This window comes from Peribacillus sp. NPDC097224 (assembly GCF_044761985.1).
In the GTDB taxonomy this organism is placed as follows: Bacteria; Bacillota; Bacilli; order Bacillales; family DSM-1321; genus Peribacillus.
Window position 1 is genome coordinate 40,669 of sequence record NZ_JBIWDK010000014.1, and the last position, 21,783, is coordinate 62,451.

The 21,783-nt window shown below is 40.8% G+C and carries 18 protein-coding genes, 2 tRNA genes, 2 rRNA genes and 1 pseudogene; 6 read left to right on the forward strand and 17 right to left on the reverse strand.

Annotated elements, in window-relative coordinates; all coding sequences use genetic code 11:
* Nucleotides 1-12 precede the first annotated feature (12 nt).
* Both ACIQXR_RS19025 and ACIQXR_RS19030 read left to right on the forward strand, forming a co-directional pair.
* Nucleotides 13-1,068 carry an alpha-ketoacid dehydrogenase subunit beta gene (locus tag ACIQXR_RS19025; RefSeq protein WP_402875503.1) on the forward strand — a complete coding sequence of 352 codons (1,056 nt, stop codon included), beginning with the start codon at nt 13-15 and terminating at the stop codon, nt 1,066-1,068.
* A 14-nt stretch (nt 1,069-1,082) separates the two neighbouring features.
* The gene (locus tag ACIQXR_RS19030) at nt 1,083-2,321 is read left to right on the forward strand and encodes a dihydrolipoamide acetyltransferase family protein (protein ID WP_402875501.1); all 1,239 of its coding nucleotides are present in this window, start codon (nt 1,083-1,085) and stop codon (nt 2,319-2,321) included.
* Nucleotides 2,322-2,439: 118 nt separating this feature from the next.
* Here the strand turns inward: ACIQXR_RS19030 and ACIQXR_RS19035 are convergent, their stop codons facing one another.
* The 5 genes from ACIQXR_RS19035 to ACIQXR_RS19055 form a co-directional block, all read right to left on the reverse strand.
* Nucleotides 2,440-3,072: a DUF305 domain-containing protein gene (locus tag ACIQXR_RS19035; RefSeq protein ID WP_402959457.1), complete on the reverse strand. Its 633-nt coding sequence runs from the start codon at nt 3,070-3,072 to the stop codon at nt 2,440-2,442.
* A gap of 259 nt (nt 3,073-3,331) precedes the next feature.
* On the reverse strand, nt 3,332-4,528 hold the full coding sequence (locus ACIQXR_RS19040; RefSeq protein WP_403080571.1) for a M14 family zinc carboxypeptidase: 1,197 nt from the start codon (nt 4,526-4,528) through the stop codon (nt 3,332-3,334).
* 304 nt (nt 4,529-4,832) lie between these two features.
* Nucleotides 4,833-5,669: an aminoglycoside 6-adenylyltransferase gene (locus tag ACIQXR_RS19045; RefSeq protein ID WP_402875493.1), complete on the reverse strand. Its 837-nt coding sequence runs from the start codon at nt 5,667-5,669 to the stop codon at nt 4,833-4,835.
* Between the two features lie 365 nt (nt 5,670-6,034).
* Nucleotides 6,035-8,929, reverse strand: a complete 2,895-nt coding sequence (locus ACIQXR_RS19050; protein ID WP_403080573.1) for an endo-1,4-beta-xylanase — start codon at nt 8,927-8,929, stop codon at nt 6,035-6,037.
* Between the two features lie 364 nt (nt 8,930-9,293).
* A complete protein-coding gene (locus tag ACIQXR_RS19055; protein ID WP_402875489.1) occupies nt 9,294-10,850 on the reverse strand; it encodes an ABC-F family ATP-binding cassette domain-containing protein in 1,557 nt (518 codons plus the stop codon).
* Nucleotides 10,851-11,096: 246 nt separating this feature from the next.
* Here ACIQXR_RS19055 and ACIQXR_RS19060 point away from each other — a divergent pair.
* Nucleotides 11,097-11,341: pseudogene (locus ACIQXR_RS19060) on the forward strand (hypothetical protein).
* Between the two features lie 193 nt (nt 11,342-11,534).
* On the opposite strand, the gene groL reads toward ACIQXR_RS19060, so the two are convergent.
* Entirely contained in the window at nt 11,535-13,166 is a 1,632-nt protein-coding gene (groL, locus tag ACIQXR_RS19065) for a chaperonin GroEL (RefSeq protein WP_402959449.1), read from the reverse strand.
* 61 nt (nt 13,167-13,227) lie between these two features.
* Nucleotides 13,228-13,512 carry a co-chaperone GroES gene (groES, locus tag ACIQXR_RS19070; protein ID WP_402875451.1) on the reverse strand — a complete coding sequence of 95 codons (285 nt, stop codon included), beginning with the start codon at nt 13,510-13,512 and terminating at the stop codon, nt 13,228-13,230.
* 329 nt (nt 13,513-13,841) lie between these two features.
* Between groES and ACIQXR_RS19075 the strand changes: the two genes are divergently transcribed.
* Nucleotides 13,842-14,564: a CPBP family intramembrane glutamic endopeptidase gene (locus tag ACIQXR_RS19075; protein WP_402875449.1), complete on the forward strand. Its 723-nt coding sequence runs from the start codon at nt 13,842-13,844 to the stop codon at nt 14,562-14,564.
* Nucleotides 14,561-14,773, forward strand: a complete 213-nt coding sequence (locus ACIQXR_RS19080; protein ID WP_402875447.1) for a YdiK family protein — start codon at nt 14,561-14,563, stop codon at nt 14,771-14,773. The genes ACIQXR_RS19075 and ACIQXR_RS19080 overlap by 4 nt, the downstream gene beginning before the upstream one ends.
* Nucleotides 14,774-14,802: 29 nt before the next feature.
* Here ACIQXR_RS19080 and ACIQXR_RS19085 read toward each other — a convergent pair whose 3' ends face one another.
* Entirely contained in the window at nt 14,803-15,462 is a 660-nt protein-coding gene (locus ACIQXR_RS19085) for a redox-sensing transcriptional repressor Rex (RefSeq protein ID WP_402875445.1), read from the reverse strand.
* A gap of 36 nt (nt 15,463-15,498) precedes the next feature.
* Nucleotides 15,499-15,996, reverse strand: a complete 498-nt coding sequence (moaC, locus tag ACIQXR_RS19090) for a cyclic pyranopterin monophosphate synthase MoaC (protein ID WP_402875444.1) — start codon at nt 15,994-15,996, stop codon at nt 15,499-15,501.
* Nucleotides 15,997-16,130: 134 nt separating this feature from the next.
* Between moaC and ACIQXR_RS19095 the strand changes: the two genes are divergently transcribed.
* A complete protein-coding gene (locus ACIQXR_RS19095) occupies nt 16,131-18,050 on the forward strand; it encodes an ABC-F family ATP-binding cassette domain-containing protein (protein ID WP_402875443.1) in 1,920 nt (639 codons plus the stop codon).
* Between the two features lie 257 nt (nt 18,051-18,307).
* On the opposite strand, the gene tsaD is transcribed toward ACIQXR_RS19095, so the two are convergent.
* From tsaD to rrf (ACIQXR_RS19135), 8 genes are all read right to left on the reverse strand, one after another.
* Nucleotides 18,308-19,324, reverse strand: a complete 1,017-nt coding sequence (tsaD, locus tag ACIQXR_RS19100) for a tRNA (adenosine(37)-N6)-threonylcarbamoyltransferase complex transferase subunit TsaD (RefSeq protein ID WP_402875442.1) — start codon at nt 19,322-19,324, stop codon at nt 18,308-18,310.
* The gene (rimI, locus tag ACIQXR_RS19105) at nt 19,321-19,773 is read right to left on the reverse strand and encodes a ribosomal protein S18-alanine N-acetyltransferase (protein WP_402875441.1); all 453 of its coding nucleotides are present in this window, start codon (nt 19,771-19,773) and stop codon (nt 19,321-19,323) included. Before rimI ends, tsaD begins: the two co-directional genes overlap by 4 nt.
* Before the next feature lie 25 nt (nt 19,774-19,798).
* Nucleotides 19,799-20,491, reverse strand: coding sequence for a tRNA (adenosine(37)-N6)-threonylcarbamoyltransferase complex dimerization subunit type 1 TsaB (tsaB, locus tag ACIQXR_RS19110; protein ID WP_402875440.1), 693 nt, complete (start codon nt 20,489-20,491; stop codon nt 19,799-19,801).
* Nucleotides 20,488-20,943 carry a tRNA (adenosine(37)-N6)-threonylcarbamoyltransferase complex ATPase subunit type 1 TsaE gene (tsaE, locus tag ACIQXR_RS19115; protein WP_402875439.1) on the reverse strand — a complete coding sequence of 152 codons (456 nt, stop codon included), beginning with the start codon at nt 20,941-20,943 and terminating at the stop codon, nt 20,488-20,490. Before tsaE ends, tsaB begins: the two co-directional genes overlap by 4 nt.
* 220 nt (nt 20,944-21,163) lie before the next feature.
* Nucleotides 21,164-21,237, reverse strand: a tRNA-Met gene (locus tag ACIQXR_RS19120).
* Between the two features lie 34 nt (nt 21,238-21,271).
* Nucleotides 21,272-21,387, reverse strand: a 5S ribosomal RNA gene (gene rrf, locus ACIQXR_RS19125).
* Nucleotides 21,388-21,581: 194 nt separating this feature from the next.
* Nucleotides 21,582-21,655 (reverse strand) — tRNA-Met (locus tag ACIQXR_RS19130).
* A gap of 33 nt (nt 21,656-21,688) precedes the next feature.
* A 5S ribosomal RNA gene (rrf, locus tag ACIQXR_RS19135) occupies nt 21,689-21,783 on the reverse strand; the annotation flags it as partial.

The following is a 21,783-nucleotide window of genomic DNA, read 5'->3' on the forward strand; positions in this document are numbered from 1 at the left end:
GGAGGAATTATAATGACGAATAGACAAATTACTTTTATGTCCGCTATTACAGAAGCGATGGCACAAGCGATGCGAAAAGATGAAACGGTTATATTAATCGGTACTGACGTTGCCGGGGGTGCTAAAGTAGACCACTTAGTTCAAGATGATGGTCGTCATGATGATGCATTTGGCGGTGTTTTCGGTTTATCTAAAGGACTGGTTTCAGAGTTCGGCCGTGGACGTATCATTGACACGCCTATTGCGGAACATGGTTATTTTAGTGCAGCGGTCGGTGCTGCCGCTACAGGTTTGCGCCCTATTTCTGAATTGATGTTTAACGACTTTATCGGGTTTGCTTTGGATCCCATTTTAAACCAGGGGGCCAAGATGCGGTATATGTTTGGCGGAAAGGCAAAAATCCCGCTTACTGTCCGGACCGTACACGGTGCGGGAGCAGGTGCTGCGGCTCAACACTCCCAAACATTATATGGAATGTTCGGTTCTATTCCAGGCGTTAAAGTGGTCGTTCCTTCCAATCCCTATGATGCCAAGGGTTTGATGTTAGCAGCAATTGAAGAAGATAATTTAGTCATTTTCTCAGAAGATAAATTGCTATATGGCATGAAAGGCGATGTGCCTGAAGAATACTACACGATTGAAATTGGTAAAGCGAATGTGACTAGAGAAGGAACGGACCTTACCATTGTAGCCATCGGCAAAATGGTTCAGGTAGCTCTTGAAGTTGCAGAAACATTAAATAAAGACAGAATCTCAGTTGAAGTAATTGATTTAAGAACGGTGGCACCATGGGATCAGGAGACCGTTTTGAAGTCTGTCAAAAAAACGGGACGGCTCATTGTCATTGATGAATCCAATCCACATAACAACACGGCTACGGATATTGCCTCGGTAGTTGCAGATAAAGCTTTCGATTATCTTGATGGCCCAATCAAAACCGTTTGTGCACCAAATACACCAGTTCCATTTGCTTCTAACCTAGAGAAAGCCTACATTCCAGATGCAAAAAAAGTGTTAACAGTTGCCGAAGAATTAATAGCTGATTTGAAAAAATACGTAACGAACTAGGAGGTGAACCTACTATGAGTGAAGCGATCGTAATGCCTAAATTAGGAATGACCATGACAGAAGGCACAATTGTGGAATGGTATAAAGAAGTGGGAGACTCAGTTAATAAAGGCGAACCCATTTTAATGATCAGTTCGGAAAAATTAAACCAAGACGTTGAAGCCCCGATAACGGGCGTTTTGTTAACTAAGAATGGTGAAGTGGAAGATGAACTGGAAGTCGGTGCCACGATCGCCGTGATCGGAGACGAGGGAGAAACGATTGTAACGGATGATTTACAGGCCGTTCAATCGGATTCCCCTGCTACCCCTGAAAGTTCGGAGGCTAGTGGTAATACAGCCGTATTAGTGAAAAACGAAGAAAAGACAAGTAAAGGCGACCGGACTTTCATTACTCCACTAGCTAAAAAGATGGCCAACGCTGAGAATTTGGATATTGATTTAATTAAAGGTACCGGTGGCAATGGTAGAATTACCAAACGGGATATTCAGCATGCATTAGCAAGCCGAGTGGACGATACTCCCCCTGCCCCACCTTCACCTACACCGGCAATTGCGGAAAATGTAGGGGAAGGACTTCCTCCAATGCGAAAAGCAATTGCTCGGAATATGCGGAGAAGTTTGGCACAGACGGCACAATTGACTTTACATCGTAAAGCCAATGCAGATCACTTGATCGATTTCCAGAAAGTGTTGAGGAAAGAAATTGAGTCAAGTGAATTAGATGTCAAACTCACTTTAACCGTGTTAATTGCAAGAGCAACTGTACTTGCTTTACAAGAGTTGAAGAAAATGAACTCTCTCTATCATGATGGTCAATTGACAGAGTTCGATGAGGTTCACCTAGGAATCGCCACTTCGCTAAAAGATGGCTTGTTAGTCCCTGTTATTAAGGATGCCCATCAAAAAACAATCGGCAGCCTAGCGAAAGAAATAAAGGAATTATCGGAAAAAGCCAAAAATGGAGAAGCGGGCGGAGACTTGCTTTCCGGCTCTACATTCACCATTACCAACTTAGGAGCCAGTGGAATCGAATACTTTACACCAATTTTGAATTCGCCAGAAACAGGCATTCTAGGGGTAGGAGCTTTTCAGGATGAACTGACCCTAACAGAAAATGGCACAGTCAAATCGGTTAAGAAAATTCCATTCAGTATAACCTTTGACCATCAAATTCTAGACGGTGCAAGCGCCGCAGAATTCTTAACAATTTTGATTAAATATATTGAATCTCCTTATCTATTAGTTCTTTAAGTTTTAAAAACATATAAAAATGTTTTCCAATTTCATCTTATCCCCTTCCATTTTCCCTATGGACCGGTGATGAAGCATAAAAGAGAAGCTGACCATAAAAGGTCAGCTTCTTGTACTTTTAGTGAATCGTCTTTACTAGATCTTTCATTTCTAAAAGTTGTTTTTGTTGAGTCGTGATGATGTTTTGGAGAATGGTTTTCAGTTCGGCATTTTGTGTATACTTCAAGATACTCTGGGACATTTTGATGGCACCTTCATGATGCGGAATCATTTCTTCCAGGAAGTCTTGATCGATATTCCCCGTTGGTTTGGCCTCTTCCATTGAGGCAATCATCGTTTTATAAATCGTTTGATAAGCTTTTAAGTAGGCGGCTTCTGCCTTCTGGTTTACTTGCGGATTCGTTTTTATTTTATTTCTAAGAGCTTCCATTTTCCCTATACCGGCAAGCTGATCTCGTATGATGTTTGCAGCTATCAGCTTGACCTGTTCATCATGGCCATATTTCAAGACATTTTCAGCCATCGATATCGCTGCTTCGTGATGGGGAATCATTTCATATAGAAAATCAAGACTAGGGTCACCTGTCTTAGGTGCTTGCTCCATTCCTTTTTTCATGACTTGCAGGATCCGTTGATAATTATCGTAATACGCTTTTTCCTCTAAACCTACCTCTGCATGTGCCTGAATGCTAAACATGCAGAGTATCAGTGTAAGAAAACCTATAGTGGCTGTTCGAGTACATACCCTCATGATTGTCCCCTCCTATATGTATGCATATTTTTATTTTGCAAAATGGAGGCTTATTTTATTCAAGGTAGAATGGCTTCTTCCATTCAGTCGGGGTCGGTTAAACGCTGGCTCTAGAGTAAATATGGTGTCTAAACTGGACCGAAGAAAAAATAAAGAGGCAGAAATGTCGTTATAACAACATTTCTGCCTCTCACTTCTTAAACGGATTGCTTATGACGGAACTACTTGTTCCTGAACGATAGGGCCGTCTTCCATATAATTAGATTCCCGGTTTAGACGAACTTTTAGGGATTTTTTCATAGTCTGTTGGATTAAGAGTATGAACCGATCCATCTGTCACACCAGAGATTATTCCCATAAGGCCTGTTTCAACCGTTTTCACTAACTGACCTTTCTGTTTTTGCCCAAAGTTTTGTGTTTGTCCACTCACTTCAAATAGAACCGTACCACTTCCATTTAACGCAAACGCTCCTAAAGCAGTACCTGGCAGATCAACGGTTTGATCGTACAGTGAAATATTCGTAAACACAGAATTTCCTTTTGTTTGTAATGCATTATAGGCAGTAAGAGTTAACTGACGGGAGAAATCATATTTAAAGTTATCTGCATACTCTTTATACTTAGCCCCTGCAGGTGTGCTAGGATCGTTGACGAATTTTCCTGATATAGACATCGTCACGCGGTCATCCGTTCCTTCGATATACGGGAACCCTTGGTGATGAAGATCGATAAAAACATCCACTTTACCGAATTTCGATTTTAACCCTTTATATATGTCACGTACCGTTTGTGATTCAGGTGTAATGAACCAGCCTGGCTTTTCAGATGCCCCTGGGAAGTCTTGAGGCTGTGGCACATAGTTTAAGTTTGGATTAAAGTCACGATTCACATCAAATCCCGGTTTGCTAGCATAGTCGTCTCCGGATCTTGGAGTCGTGTAATAATTCCAAGTTGGTTTAGCATTCGAGAGTTGTGGGAATTTCCCTACCACCTCTGACCATGTCATCTCATTTCCACGACGATCAAGCTCTGATCCATCTACGTTCATCATTGGTATAGCAACGATTGTTAGTTCATCAAGCATTTTTTTCACATCAGGTGAATTACTTTTACCTAGGTTTTCAAGAATGTTTAATAACGCAACCGTTCCTGTTTTTTCATTTCCATGAATTTCACTTTGGATAAGAACAACTTTTTTACCATGCCCTACCGTCACTTTGTGAATGGAACGACCTTGATTTGTTTGTCCAGCCACTTCCACTTTCACTTTCCCCTTACTCACTTGCTCAAGCTTATTTAACTTTTTTACAAGCTCATCATAATTAAGGAATGCTTCGATAGAAAGATTCGTTCCACCGGTCGGATTTGGTCCTCGTTCAGCGAAGCCGACATTCGGGCCAAGTAATGCTGCAGCTACTATTGTTGAACTTAGAACCTTTATAAACTTCTTTTTCACTTCCATTCCCCTATTCTGAATATTATTTATTAGTTAGTATATTCTATTAATCCCTCATTTTTCCTTTTAAACTATGATAAACACCTAGAAAGACCTACCTGTTTTAACGGCACCTATGTCCTTTTTCACAGAGACTAACTTTTTACGATAAATAAAAAAGAATCCATTTTGAGCAAAGGTTGATCAAAATGGATTCTTATCTATTCATGTTGCGCTTATTTAGTTCGAGCATTTTCCTTACCTGTTTGCTTTTCAATCGTGCATATATGACGAAAATATCCCACCTGTTAGTAGATACCTTAGTTTAGTTTTTAGTAAGGTATTGTTTTACCTTATTCGCATCTTTATAAGGATATTGATATTCAAGATTACTAGCTACTTCAATCGCTACTTGCTCAAACAAGGCAATGGTTTCAAACAATGCATGCCACACCTGTTCATAATCTCCGGTAGGATAGGTTTTCATCAATCTTTTCCACATCTCATTATTAAGATAACGCTTCAAATACTTACTATTTTCCCCTACACTCAAAGAAAAATTTGTTTCTATACCAACTTTCCACTCAAGCATGGTTAGTAACATTTCTCTTACACCGTTTAAGTGGTCATAAGCGTAGAGTATCTCTTGTCTCCATAACCCTTTTGCTACATAAGTGGAAACCCACCAAAATTCATTACAACAATCTGCAAAAAATTCAGCCGAAGGCTTTTTTACCCAGTACTCTTTATCCGTTGGTTCAGAGAGCTTAGGCATATTCCCATCTTTATCTAATAAAATAACGGTTAATCCTTCTTCTAAACAATATTTCTCTTTTTCCTCAATCGGAACCAGCATTAAATCAAGTCGATTACCATCCTCGAATAACATTAAGTAGGTGAATCTCCCATCCAATTCAGGTGGAAACATCACCATATCCTCTGGTGTTTGCATGATAATTCTTTTCCCAAACACATTTACCCAATCAGGATTAAAAAGAAACGATTGTACGTCAGATACAAGATAGACCATATCATAATCTCTTAAAGTATCTTTCGGTACATTAGAATTTGTCCGAGAACCATTCATGGCAACAGCTCTTACTCTCTCATCTCTCTCAGCAACTCGTAATATCAATTCCATCATTTCTTTTTCTGAACGCATTTATTCTCCTCCGACTATTTTATTCTTTATACGCATTCCTTATAGATGGGCCTCACTATTAAAGTACAGGTTAGCAGATTCTAGCCCCCATAACAAAAAAGGCCATCGTCAATCAGAGAGATCTTTCTCTTTTATTAACACGCAAAAGGGCGCGCAAATGATATTAAGGGAGATAGCGAGACTCCAAAAAGTTTAGGACATTCCATTATAAATAAAATGATGAATATTTACGTTCATATACAAAGAAACCTCCTATCAGTTCATTAAACTGATAGGAGACCTTCCACTTAAAAAGCTATTTGGGTAAGCATCATTTCTCATTACCCATTGCTTTATCAAGAAATACAATTTTCCCTGATTGCTGATTAATCCTTCACAATATAACATTTTCGAATCTTGTCGTTGCCTTTAGTCTCCACGTAAACCTTATAAGGTCCCACTTGATATACGTCTGTGGCATTGTTCTTGATTAGTATCTCCTCAGTGAAGTTCTCCGTCGAACCATCGGAATATGACTCTTTAACGCTGATTGTCAGCCTGTTCTGCTTACCATTCAGTTTCCCTACCGTAGCCAACGGCGTCGCCTTGTCGACAGTGACTACCGGCAGCATTGCCGCACCAAGTATTTTGGTGCCATCATAGATAACGACTGCATAATTCGCGCCGGGGTCAACATCGCTGCCTTTAACGCTGATTGTCGCTTTGCCTTTTGCGAATTTCGCGGTAGCTACTGAAACACCGTCCTTTACCAATACTGCTTTGGAACCGTCAGGGACATCCGCTGTGACGGGGATTTTGGTGTCACGATCTCTCACGATACGCTCCACCGGTGCTAGGCTAATTTCCACGCCCAGATTGGTTGAGTCTTCGTATAAATAGTTGGACACGTACTCATACAGCTTCACACGACTATTGTCTGCATAATTTTCCAATGGCTCCGTTCCTCCTTGGCCAATGAAACCGTTTTCATTACCATGCAGTGCATAGGTGTAATGGTTGGAACCCGTATGGGAAAATAGTGTCGTCTCACCTGTATCGGGATCTATGCTGGTATTAAACCATACCGCCCGATCTAGTGCACGATCACCAATAGTTGTGTCTGTCCGTAAAGGAGCCGTATCGTCATTGCTCAAATCCCGCCACAAAATAGTGGGGGCGACAAGTCCGCCGTGAACTAGACTCAACATTGTGTATCCCTTGTATCCCTTCGCTTTTGTGTATGGTCCCGGGTCGGGGCTGGCACTCTCTTTAAAGATAAATCTCATATTATCCTGAATCTGCTTCGGCTCTTTAATAATGTCGTCCTCTATCGTGACAGGAGTACCCGCAATACCTCGTTTGGGGGTGGTCACACCGCCAGTGGCCGGGATAGATGGTACATTCCTATTGGTCAGGGCCAAGCTTGAGTTGGATGAGACAACGATATATGTCTTACCGGATTCAATCGTTTTGGCCAATCTCCAAAAATTTTCCGGAACATTGAAGTCTGTAACACGCGCTGGAATAATGGGAACCCAGTTTTGATCCCAAAGAGATTTCTTCAAGGTCATTGTTTTCAAATCATCAGCGTCTATACTTTTATCTGTTTGAATAGTGAGCGTGCCACCTGTATGTTTTGGTAAGGGCTTAAATTCCTTACTGTTGAGCATGGCTTGCTTACCGTTGTCCTTATTATAGAACGCCTGAAATAATTTGAGTTTACTTTTACCATCACTAAAGCGGATATTGACGGAGGAGCGGAAGCCCGTATCCGTATAGTTTTGGTCCTTCTCCCATTCAGCGGTCATATGCCCGAAGTGTATTATATACTTCGTTGATCTATTCGGGTTTTCCTTCCTGGCTATCTCTACCGTCGCCACGGCTGGCTTCCCGTTGCTCACCGCTCCACTTGCAGGGTCGAGCTTAACTTTGACGTCAACTTCATCGTTGTCGTATTGATGTGCGACATTGGAAGCGGAGAAGTCAATGTTTGATACGCTCTTTGGTACGTTAACATCCAATTTGGTTTTACCCTCGACATTGAAAACATCATCCCCGAATTTAAATGAGGTGAGCTTTGGCGGCAACTCATCAAGTCCTAGATAGGCCTCCGGATTTATTATGGCCCAATACGCTTCTTTAGGGGCACGCTTGGAGTCGAATGGCAACGGGTAACCCGTGCTGCGCCAGCTGTTATTATCGGCCACACCCCAGAATGTAACACGTTCTATATTATCGGAATACTTCTTATATAACATGAACAGCTTGGCGTACAATACCGCTTGCTCCTTCAATTGCTCTTTGGTAGGCGGAACCTCGGATGAAGTACCGTTAAATTGTACGTCGAGTTCAGTTATACTAATCTCCAACCCGGTTTCACTATATATCTTTAATACTTCCTCTAAATTATCCACATTGAGTCTGAGGTTGTAATGCCCTTGTATCCCGATGCCCTCAATCAGTTTCCTGCCATTTGCCTCAGGGTGTTCATTCGCATATTTTTGGTTGAGTTCCTTGGCCATTGAGGCAATAGCGATTGCTTTGTTGGGGATTTCTTCGTCGTTAAAATCATTGTAGTAGAGAATGGCGTCCGGATCAGCCTCACGCGCGAACAAGAAGGAATCATAGATATAATCCCAACCATTTCCGCCGTTAGCGTAAGCATCAAACCATCTTGATGGACGTTCTATTGGATTAATGTCAGAGCGAAGCGCCTTCCGCCAGTCGGTCGGGTTTTCTGGATTATCCCTCATTGCTTCGTTAACAACGTCCCAGGTGTCGAGCTTATAAGAGCCCTGACTATAGTGCCCGGCGATTGTCGATATATACTTTTGTAAGCTCGCCCGGGCCTCGGTATAATTCAGACCAGCAGGCGGCCAGCCAGCCGACTGATTATGCCACGCCAACGCGTGTCCAATCGTATAGAAACCGTCAGCATTAACTTGGGTTAACAATTTGTCGGCTGTTGTGAATGAAGGTTCGCTAGTTGCATTGGGCCAAATGGAGTCCGGTTTCGTAGCATTTTCAGGCGTCAGCGCATTATAGTGGAATTTCATAAAATCATACTTCGCTGAATCGGTTAAGTCGCCCGGACTTACAGTATTCCCAATAAGGAAATAGTCTTTGTAGACATCTTTCAGTGACACGACCTCTGCCTTTGAAGCATCCTTAACCTCAGCCGCTGAAGCATGGTTTACCTGCATTGCGGTATCGATAAAAAAAATTATGGTAAAAGCCAGCGTTAAAAAATACGTCAGAAGCTTTCTAGCTTTTCTCTTCAAAAAATCATTCCTTTCATAATTTAAATTTCTCTTTTTTTATTCTCCATTACCCCAAGTAGCCAAATAGTCGATACATGACATGACATGTCCTTTGCCTCTTTGTGGTCCCCTATTTTGCTCTGCATGATAGACAGTTCCATGACAGGTTCTACATTAAATTAACGGACTAGCTTCATCTCCTCTACTGTTATTTCTAGTTTATCTTGTTAACTCACATGCAAATGGTAGTATTTGACATAATAAAGTTAATCCCTTTCTTTTACCAAAAATAATAAATAAAAAAAGGAAGGCCTCCCATCAGTTCAGTAAACTGATGGGAGGCCTTCCTTTTTAAAATGGCGACTCCTACTCGGATCGTTCAAGTTTAGATGGTTTTCGTTGTCCATGATTCTACGTCCCAAATATCTGTTACTACGTCTTGGTAAAAATCAGGTTCATGAGAGATAAGGACTACGCTTCCCTTATACGATTTCAAAGCTCGTTTTAGCTCAGCTTTTGCATCTTTATCCAAATGGTTGGTTGGCTCATCAAAAACAAGGATATTGCTTTCTTGGTTAAGGAGTTTGCATAACCGGACTTTCGATTGCTCTCCACCACTTAATACGGATATTTTACTTTCAATATGTTTTCTAGTTAACCCACATCTCGCAAGAGCAGCGCGTACCTGTCCTTGGCTTAACTGAGGAAACGTATTCGATATTTCTTCGATGCACGTGTTTTGATTTTTCGTTTTCACTTCTTGTTCAAAATATCCAATATACTGATGTTCACCGCGTTCAAGTGAACCAGAAAGAGATCTTATTTCTCCGAGCATGCTACGAAGGAGTGTAGTCTTACCAATCCCATTTGCTCCAACTAAAGCTACTTTTTGTCCACGCTCTATATAAAGATTTAACGGCTTTGAAAGTGGCTCATCGTATCCAATGACAAATTCTTTCGTCTCAACAATTAATTTACCTGAGGTCCTTGCTTCTTTAAAGTTGAAATCAGGTTTTGGTCGTTCCTGTGCTATTTCAATAACATCCATTTTATCGAGTTTTTTCTGTCTCGACATGGCAAGGCTGCTGGTAGATGCCCTTGCCTTATTACGAGCTACAAAATCTTTTAAACTAGCAATTTCTGATTGTTGTCTCTTAAAGGCAGCTTCAACTTGTATTTTTTTAGCTTCATAGGCAATAAGGAAATGGTTGTAATCACCCACGTAGCGATTTAATTTCTGATTTTCTAAATGGTAGATCACATTTGCAACGCTATTAAGAAATGGAATATCATGAGAAATTAATAAAAAAGCGTTATCGTATTCTTGCAGGTAACGTCTTAACCACTCAATGTGTTGTTCGTCTAAATAGTTTGTAGGCTCATCTAAAAGAAGAATATCTGGTTTCTCAAGTAAAAGCTTAGCTAATAAAACCTTCGTTCGTTGCCCACCGCTTAAATCATTAACATCTTTTTCTAATCCTATACCATCAAGTCCAAGGCCACGTGCCACTTCGTCTACCTTAGAATCAATAATATAGAAATCATTATTTGTTAATATGTCCTGTAATGTCCCAACTTCCTCTAACAACTTTTCCATTTCTTCAGGTGTAACATCTGAAATCTTTTCATAAATGGTATTAATATTCGTTTCAACGTCAAAGAGATATTGAAAAGCCGTTTTTAATACGTCACGGATTGATATTCCCTTTTGTAAAACCGTATGTTGATCAAGATAACCGACTCGTTGGTGCTTTGACCACTCTATTTTTCCATCGTCAGGCTGAAGTTTCCCTGTAATGATATTCATAAACGTCGATTTACCTTCGCCATTTGCCCCAATTAAAGCTATATGTTCACCTTTTAACAAGCGGAAGGAAACATTATCAAAAATCGTACGATCGCCAAAACCATGGTTTAGGTCTGTAACCGTTAATACACTCATATATTTAACCTCATTTAAATTTTATTTTGTTTCGTTTAGTTTTAGGAAATAATTATAAAATCGTTCATCTGATTTTTATAGTTCAATATTGAACTATAACATAGAAAATGGAATAGTCGTATGGGATAAATTTGAAAAAAAGGGATGGGTGTATACTAATCTTGTTAAATCCTTCAAAGGAGTATTTATATGAATCAGAAATAATTGGAAGAAAAAATCATCGAAAACTGCCAAGGTCAAGAAAAGATGATGATCCTCGTCTTTTCGCAGTGGTGCATCAATCATGATCTCGAACCTGGCATTGAGCCATCGAATTAACCGTAACAAAAGATGAAGCCGGTGAAGTATCGGATGAAACCATTATGGGGGTATAATCCTTATTCGGAAATGATGATCTTGCTTTTGTCGTGACAGAGGAAATACAAAAGAGGAAAAATAAAGATAAAGACGAAATACGTTGTTTCAATATTGTTTTCGCATATACGGCTTGATGCCCTCTCTTAGCTGAGGCAGGGGTAAGTCTTTCACAAATAATGAAACGATTCTGGCACAAGAATGAAGACATGTTTATCTTCATGTGAAAAAAGAGGCTTCCCAAAAAGTTCAAAGAACTCATGGAAAACCTCTTTTTCAGATCTTATTCAGGAAAACATTACTATTTTCACTGAATTTCAAGCGGAGTTATTACATCATGCCGCCCATTCCGCCCATGTCAGGCATTCCCATTCCGCCGCCAGCGCCAGCAGGTTCTGGTTTATCAGCAACAACTGCTTCTGTTGTTAAGAACATAGCAGCCACGGATCCAGCGTTTTGTAGAGCTGAACGAGTTACTTTAGTAGGATCGACGATACCCGCTTCGATCATGTTCACCCATTCTCCAGTAGCGGCATTGAAGCCAGTACCGATTGCTTCGCCTTTAAGGCGTTCTACGATTACAGATCCTTCAAGTCCAGCATTGTGAGCGATTTGGCGAATCGGCTCTTCGATTGCACGAAGAACGATTTTCACGCCTGTTGCTACGTCGCCTTCTGCTTCGATTTCTGCCACTTTATTGTATACGTTTAGAAGAGCTGTACCACCACCGGCTACGATTCCTTCTTCAACAGCAGCACGAGTAGAGTTCAATGCATCTTCAATACGAAGTTTACGTTCTTTAAGTTCTGTTTCAGTAGCTGCTCCGACTTTGATTACTGCTACTCCACCAGCTAATTTAGCAAGGCGTTCTTGTAGTTTTTCGCGGTCGAATTCAGAAGTTGTTTCTTCTAATTGAACACGGATTTGGTTTACACGAGCTTGAATTTGAGCTGTGTCTCCAGCACCTTCAACGATTGTTGTGTTCTCTTTTGTAACAACGACTTTAGAAGCACGTCCTAAAGAATCGATTGTTGCAGATTTAAGGTCAAGGCCGATTTCTTCCGTGATCAATTCGCCGCCTGTTAGAGCTGCGATGTCTTCAAGCATAGCTTTACGACGGTCACCGAATCCAGGAGCTTTAACTGCCACTGCATTGAATGTTCCACGAAGTTTGTTCACAACAAGAGTTGCAAGTGCTTCGCCTTCCACGTCTTCAGAAATCAATAATAGTGGTTTTCCTTGTTGTACAACTTGCTCAAGTACAGGAAGGATTTCTTGAAGGTTCGTGATTTTTTTATCAGTGATTAAGATATATGGATTTTCAAGAATCGCTTCCATTTTATCTGAATCAGTTACCATGTATGGAGATGCATATCCGCGATCGAATTGCATACCTTCTACTACGTCCAATTCAGTTGTGAAGCCTTTTGATTCTTCGATTGTGATAACGCCGTCGTTACCTACACGTTCCATAGCTTCTGCAATCAATTGTCCTACTTCTTCATCAGCTGAAGAGATAGCAGCAACTTGTGCAATCGATTCTTTGTTTTCAACAGGTTGAGAAATGGCTTTTAATTCTGCAATCGCAGTATTAACCGCTTTTTCCATCCCTTTACGGATACCCATTGGGTTAGCACCAGCTGTTACGTTCTTAAGACCTTCACGGATCATTGCTTGCGCAAGAACCGTTGCAGTAGTCGTTCCGTCACCAGCTACGTCATTTGTTTTGCTTGCTACTTCAGCAACCAATTTCGCACCCATGTTTTCGAAAGCATCTTCTAATTCGATTTCTTTAGCGATTGTTACACCGTCATTGGTAATAAGCGGTGAACCGAATTTTTTCTCCAGAACCACGTTACGTCCTTTTGGTCCAAGCGTTACTTTTACTGCATCTGCAAGAGCGTCAACGCCACGAAGCATTGAACGGCGAGCTTCTTCACTAAATTTAATTTCTTTAGCCATGTATAAGTACCTCCCTAATCATTTTAAGAAAAATTTTCGTTCAGTTAAGTATGATGTATAATTAGCCAATGATAGCTAAGATATCGCTTTCACGTAAGATTAAGTATTCATTATTTTCGTATTTAACTTCAGTACCAGCATATTTTGAGAAGATAATTAGATCGCCTTGGGCAACCTCTAAAGCAACACGTTCGCCATTTTCAAGGACACGGCCTGTACCAACCGCTACGACTTTACCTTCTTGTGGCTTTTCTTTTGCAGTATCAGGAAGAACAATACCGCTTGCCGTTTTTTCTTCAGATTGAACTAATTCAATAATAACGCGATCACCTAATGGTTTTAACAAGTGAAACAACCTCCTCATTTTCTCTTAAATCAATTGCCTGATTTATTAGCACTCATCAACACCGAGTGCTAACACATTTATAATATTAAATAAATCGAGCCCTTTTTGCAAGTATCTTGTTGAATTTTTTTTATTAATTTCTGATAAATTTCGGGTATACTACTCTAGGATAATGATTCCTAAAATGTTTTTTGGAAATGTTCTCTTTTTATATACCTATAAGTGGTGTTATGGGCTGTTTTTTGATACCCTTTTTATATACGTTTATAGATTGTCCCCATGTCAGGACTCTAAAAAAATGGCGGACTTAATTAAAGGAGTTTTCATTTTTGAAAAAAGAATATTGGTTCGTCATCATTACTTACATTGCCATGCAATTATCGGGTATTGTCGGAATGCCGATTTTCACGGTGATTGGTTCTGCAATGGGCATACCAAGTGATGAGCTCGAAGTTAAATCGGCCGCTTACTGGATCGTCTTCAGTTTTCTTGCAGCACTAATAGTGATTCTATTCTTGTTGCGAAAAGATATGAAGGAAAATACTGAGCTTACACAGACTTCGGTTCCCGTGTCCTTCCTATGGGCAATAGCGGGTGTCTTCCTAGCCTTTTTCGCTCAAAATATAGCTGGGAACATCGAACAAATGCTTGGGGTGGAGACTGAATCTGAAAATACTCAAAATCTGGTTTCACTCATTTATAAAGTTCCGATGGTCATATTCGTTACCTCTGTGATCGGTCCTATTTTGGAAGAAATCATTTTCAGGAAAATTATTTTCGGATCGCTTTATAAACGCTTTAATTTCTTCATTTCGGCTTTACTCAGCTCGGTTATTTTCGGCTTGGCACACGGTGAACTCGAACATCTTCTTTTATATGCAGCAATGGGCTTCACTTTTGCCTTCCTATATGCCAAAACGGGCCGTATTCTCGTATCCATAGCCGCACATGTCGCTATGAATACCCTTGTTGTCATTATTCAGGTGGTATATAGAGAAGATATCGAGAAAATGTCAGATACTGCACAAGCCTTTATCGGAGGTTTATTATGAAACGTCAGTCACCTTTATTCATCGGAATCGTATACGCAGGCTTGGGCATTCTCTTTACAACGATTGCCGTCCAGACAGTCAATTCTTCCGGATGGGGATTTTTCGCCTATATCCTTGTATTGATTGCGACTCTTGACTTGGGATCTGGGATCCGTATGATTCTCATCCACTTTAAAATTAAGTCCATACAAAAGAATAACAAAAAATAAAAAACACGCTGCATAATCGCAGCGTGTTTTTATTCTTCTAGAACAGCTTCTTCTACTACAGGATAGTGCTTTAAAAAGTAGATCAGCGATTGAAGCTCAACCGCCAGATCAATATGATGAACCCTTATGGATGGGGGTACAGTCAGCCTGGCTGGAGTAAAATTCAGTATCCCTTTTATATCAGCCTGAACCAAACGATCGGTTATCGTCTGGGCCTCTTGGGCAGGGACCGTCAAAATCGCTACCGTAATATTGTTTTCCTGCAAAAGTGTGTCTATTTCGTTCATATGATAGATCGGCACATCAGCGATGGTCTTTCCGACCTTGTCTTCAGAAACTTCAAATGCCATTTCAATTTTTGTATTATTGTTTTTCATGAAATTGTAATTTAAAAAGGCAGTCCCTAAATTCCCCACTCCAATTAAGGCTACTTTTGTCAGTTCATCTTGATCCAATGTTTTTCTGAAGAAAGACAATAAATAATTGACATTATAGCCGTAGCCCTTCTTTCCAAGTGCTCCAAAGTAGGAAAAATCGCGGCGGATCGTTGCTGAATCTACCTTTACAGCTTCACTCAGCTCAGCAGAGGAAACTCTTTGTTTACCTGAGGAATGTAAGTTTTTTAAAAATCGATAATACAAGGGCAACCTTTTAGCCGTTGCTTGCGGTATCTTTGGGTCATGGTTCATTGTTCTTCCCCGCCTTTATACATGCTTTTAAAACGATTACATTTGATTTAGCTGCCTTTTGTAATCACTGCTGGACACGCCACCTGTTTTCTCCACTAAAAATGTAGGCCCGATAATCATTCCTTTATCCAGTGCCTTACACATGTCGTAAACCGTTAATGCGGTTGCAGATGCTGCTGTTAACGCTTCCATTTCAACACCTGTACTACCCTTTGTCTTAACCTGTGTTTCAATTTTAAGCCGGTACCCTTTTTCTTCTTTTTCCCAATCAAAAGCTATATTGACCCCTTGTAGGGAAATGGGGTGACACATCGGAATGATATTGGATGTATTTTTGCTGGCCATGATGCCTGCAACCTGTGCTACCGCCAATACATCACCTTTTTTCATTTGTTGATTCGTGATTTTTTCATATATTTCTTCGTTCAATAAGATGCTGGATTGAGCTGTTGCCGTCCGGATTGTCTCTGGCTTCGTGCTCACATCAACCATTTTGGCTCTGCCTTGTTCATTAAAATGCGTTAAATCGCTCATAAAATTACCCCTCCTAAATCATACACTATTATCCTACATTATGTAACAGCTTGTTTTTCACCTTTAAAACCAAAGCTGTTGCCGTTAAATACTATAATACGTTACACTAACAATAATCAATTGAGGTGAAATCCATGATTCTATTACAAATCAATCAACTATCGAAATATTATGGTGCTGAGCTAATCTTATCAAATATGAAGCTTGAAGTTCAAAATAAAGACCGGATTGCCCTAGTCGGTCGAAATGGAGCAGGAAAGTCGACCTTGCTAAAAATTATAGCCGGTCAAATTTCTCATGATGGTGGCGAAATCATCAAGCCAAAAGACATTACAATCGGTTATATGGCCCAGGATACTGGATTGGAATCCGAACTATCCATTTGGGACGAAATGCTGACTGTATTCGAAAAACTGATTGGACAAGAAAAAGAACTACGGCGACTCGAGGCTACCATGGCCGACCCCGCAACATTTGAAGATGAAATACGTTACCAAAAGGTGTTAAGTGAATATGATGCCCTCCAGGTTACATTCAAAGAACAGGGCGGGTATCAATATGAAGCGGATATCCGCTCTGTCTTACATGGTCTCCAATTTGGAGATTTTGATCATTCCACTTTAATTTCCACATTGAGCGGTGGTCAAAAGACACGCCTTGCCTTGGGGAAATTACTTTTAAAGAAACCTGATATTTTAATACTGGATGAGCCTACAAACCATCTGGATATCGAGACACTCTCTTGGCTTGAACAATATTTGCAAAGCTATCAGGGTGCAGTACTTATTGTATCCCATGATCGCTATTTTCTCGATAAAGTTGTCAATCAGGTCTATGAAATTTCACGGAATAACATGAAAAAGTACTATGGAAATTACAGCTCCTACTTAGAAAGAAGAGCGGAAGACTATGAACGGGAAATGAAGCAATTCGAGAAACAGCAAGGGGAAATAGAAAAACTGCGAGATTTTGTCCAACGTAATATAACGAGGGCATCGACAACCAAAAGAGCCCAAAGCCGACGTAAACAGCTGGAAAAGATGGACGTATTGGACAAGCCTCAAGGTGATGAGAAATCCGCCAATTTTTCCTTCCAAATAGAAAAACAAAGTGGCAATGAAGTGCTTCACCTTCAAGACTTGGCCATCGGCTATGCGGGGGAAGCAGTGTCTCAAAACATTAACTCCCGGATGACAAAAGGCGAAAGCATTGCCCTCGTCGGACCGAATGGTGTCGGTAAATCTACATTATTGAAAACCGTCATTTCAAAGCTCCCTCCGATTTCCGGGGAATTCCGCTTTGGAACCAATGTCGAGGTCAGTTATTACGATCAAGAACAAGCCAATCTCATTTCCAATAAACGCGTCCTGAATGAACTATGGGATGATTACCCGACTAAACCGGAGAAAGATATCCGGACAGTGCTCGGCAATTTCCTTTTTAGCGGGGACGATGTGTTGAAAACCGTTTCGACTTTGAGCGGTGGGGAAAAGGCCCGCCTTGCTTTAGCGAAAATGATGATGGAAAAGGGAAACTTTTTGATTCTGGATGAACCGACTAACCATTTGGACCTGGAGAGCAAGTTAGTCCTTGAAAATGCTTTGATCGATTATCCTGGAACCATTCTTGTTGTCTCGCATGACCGTTACTTCATTAATCGAATCGCAACAAAAATCATAGAGCTATCTAAGGACGGCAATGAAGAATTCCTTGGGGATTATGATTACTATGTAGAGAAAAAACAAGAGCAAGCTGAAATTGAAGCCCTTGAACAACAGGGTAAGGCAAATACAGTAGAAATAAAGGTCGAAAAAACAAATTATAAACTGGATAAAGAAACGAAAAAAGCAGAACGGCAACGCAAACGTCGAATCGAAGAGATTGAATCGGCGATGGAATTGCTGGAAACAGAAATTACCGAATATAATGAGCTTCTATGTGACCCAGCGGTTTTCCAAGACCATGAAAAAGTGATGGACATACAGACGAAACTGGACAAGGCACAAGAAACATTAGATCAGTATCTGGAAGAATGGGCCGAATTAGAAGAGTAAGATGAAGGCTGGGTCATGTGACTCAGTCTTTTTCTTATGAAGCAATAAGTTATCCACAGTCTTATACACATAACAAGCACGACTGAATCAACATTATTTTAGTTTACCCACACTATCCACAAAAATTTATCCACTTATCCACAAAATTGCTATTTATACACAGGTGTTTTGAATAGTGAAAAAATTTTATCCACAAAATAAGCATGATTTGTAAAAAACAGAAAAACAAGATACCAAAGTTCGGTATCCTGCCTTCATTAGAAAACTTCTATATCCAACCCAGGATTTCCGTTCAAATCTAGTCCTGAGCGTTTTCCCTTTTCAAACATGATGCTGCCTGCAGCACCGATCATCGCCGCGTTATCCGTACAAAGATGTAAGGGAGGAATGACCAGGTCCATTGACAAACCTGAAAAAGCATCCGTAAGAGCATTTCTGAGCCCTTTATTGGCAGCAACTCCTCCAGCAAGCAATACCTGTTTCACTTCATATTCCTTGGCAGCCTTGACGGCCTTCTTCACAAGAACCTCAATAACACTCGCCTGGAAGCTTGCCGCTAAGTCCTGCGGCTCAATATTTTCGCCACGTTGTTCTGCATTATGCAAGGTATTAATGACAGCTGATTTCAAGCCGCTGAAAGAAAAGTCATAGCTTCCTTCTTCTAACCAAGCCCTTGGCAGTTTCAAAGATGGTGTCCCCTCATGAGCAAGTCTATCGATATGTGGACCCCCAGGATACGGAAGCCCCAGTGTTCTTGCGACTTTATCGTAAGCCTCGCCTGCCGCGTCATCTCTTGTTTCCCCAATTACTTTAAAGGAACCAGGCTCAGTCAATAACACCAATTCGGTATGTCCACCTGATACGACTAAAGAAAGGGCAGGATACTGTATTTCTTGTACCAGTCTATTCGCATATATATGTCCTGCAATATGGTGCGTTCCCACAAGAGGGATTCCATGCGCGAAAGCAATGGCTTTGGCTGCATTAACGCCTATTAACAAGGCTCCTACTAACCCTGGGCCTTCAGTGACAGCTATGGCATCCAAATCCTCATATGTCACACCAGCTTGAAGCAGGGCCTCCTCCAATACGATGGTGATCTGCTCAACATGGTGACGAGACGCTATTTCCGGAACGACACCACCAAACCGTTTATGGCTTTCTATTTGGGAAGCCACAACATTGCTTACTATCTCTGTTCCATTCTTAATGACGGCTGCAGCTGTCTCATCGCAGCTCGTTTCAATACCCAATATCAATTGATCTTTTTTCATCTGAAATTCACCCACATAACATAAGCATCTTCTTGATTGTCTGTATAATATCTTTTCCGTATTCCGCCCTTTTGAAAGCCCAGTTTTTCATAGAGGGAAATGGCTACAGCATTGCTGACCCGAACTTCTAGCGTCATCCGGACCACCCCCATGTTGATCGAGATTTCTATCATTTTTCTTAGCAGGGCTTCACCAAGCTTTTGCCCTCGATACTCGGGTAAAATGGCGATATTGGTAATATGCGATTCATCAATGACAATCCAGGCCCCGCAATAACCGGCAATTTTCCCCTCATCTTCAATAACCATATAAACAGCATATTCATTATGATTCAGTTCATTAAAGAAAGCTTCCCGGCTCCAAGGCAAAGTGAAGGACTGTTTTTCCACGTTCAACACTTGCTCGATATCTTCCGTTTTCATCTTACGAAACGTCATTGTTTTGCTCATCATAATCGGTCGCTTTCCTTTTATTTTATTTACCCTGCTGTTCAAGCCACTTTGCTTCGGCTTCAGCCATACGAATATAGTTGGGAACGAAGTGGTGTATATCGACTTCATCCTTATTCAAACCAATAAAAGCAAGTTCACTTGGTCTTGCATTATACAACTGTACAGGAGCAAAGACAGCTAAATCCCCCAGTACGTCTGTAATGGCCTCACGATGAATCTCCACATCCTGGCCAACAAACAATACTGGTCGATTGTATTCCTTTACCTTCATCGCCCATTCAGAGCTTAGAATATTACAATCTTCCGTGACCGTTTTTAACGTGCCATGATCAAATTCATATAACCCTGTATATACCTGGCCACGTCTAGCATCGAACAATGGGGAAACCAAACCATCAAAATAACGGCCATTCGCTGCTAGCACTTCTAAACTAGAAACAGCGGATAATGGAACATTCAGTGTCCAGGCCAATGTTTTTGCTATCGTTACGCCAATTCTAACTCCTGTATAAGATCCAGGACCCTGAGCGACAACGATTTTAGTCAGCTCTTTAGGAGACGTATCACAGTCCTTCAATAAAGACTCGATTGCAGGCATCACCCGAACGGAATGGTTCTTCTTTAAATTCGTCGTGTACTCTCCGATCACTTGGGTACCATTTATTAAAGCAACCCCTAAAGTAAAGTTCGATGTATCTATCGCTAAAACCTTCATGAAATTATCTCCTTACATAACATAACATACCGTTCGCCATGAGCTTCCAAAACAAATCGGCGACTCGTATCACCAAGACGATAAATATTAATGGTCAGAATGTCCTCGGGGAGTTGGTCTTTTATTAAATGGGCCCATTCCACGACTGTCACACCATCGCCATCAAAATATTCATCAAAACCTAAATCCTCTTCTGACTCTCCTACCCGATATACATCCATATGATATAAGGGTAAGCGACCGTTGTATTCCTTTATAATCGTAAAGGTAGGGCTATTCACCGTACGTGAGACCCCTAATCCCTTAGCAAGGCCTTTAGTAAATGCAGTTTTCCCTGCCCCTAAATCTCCCTCTAAAGCCAGTACATCGCCACTGCGAAGCCTCTTAGCCAATTCCTGCGCAAACTGTGCCGTCTCTTCCTCATTTTCAGAAATCCATTCGAAATGTTGCATATATCCGTCACCTTTATCATTCAATTAAGTAATTGATCCCCAGTTAAAAAAGGGCTAAATTCTACCTATAAAAAACGCATTCATTCACCATTGATTCAAAAAAAGATTCTATATGTAGTGTACCTTGTTTCAAAAGAAGAAACAAATAAGTTATGGATATTATAAGATGAAAATCCGGTAAAACAAAAAAAACGAAACAAAGGTTTCGTTTTTTTCATGATTGCGGGGACAGGATTTGAACCTGCGACCTCCGGGTTATGAGCCCGACGAGCTACCGGACTGCTCTACCCCGCGACGGTATGAATGATACATTTATATAAAAAGTACAGCTTGGCGACGTCCTACTCTCACAGGGGGAAACCCCCAACTACCATTGGCGCTGAAGAGCTTAACTGCCGTGTTCGGAATGGGAACGGGTGTGACCTCTTCGCTATCGCCACCAAACATTATACTTTTTCTTTAAGACTTATATTATTATAATACAAATCGTTCTGATAAGCAAGGAATTTCTTTTCCTTTTTTAAAAAGACTGGATTAATAAAACATAACATTAATTATAGTATGGCTTATTTCACAAAAAATTATTCAATTGATTCGTAAAAATAAAAAAACGAAACATCGTTTCGTTTTTTTCATGATTGCGGGGACAGGATTTGAACCTGCGACCTCCGGGTTATGAGCCCGACGAGCTACCGGACTGCTCTACCCCGCGACGGTATGAATGGTACATTTATTATAAAGTATAGCTTGGCGGCGTCCTACTCTCACAGGGGGAAACCCCCAACTACCATCGGCGCTGAAGAGCTTAACTGCCGTGTTCGGAATGGGAACGGGTGTGAC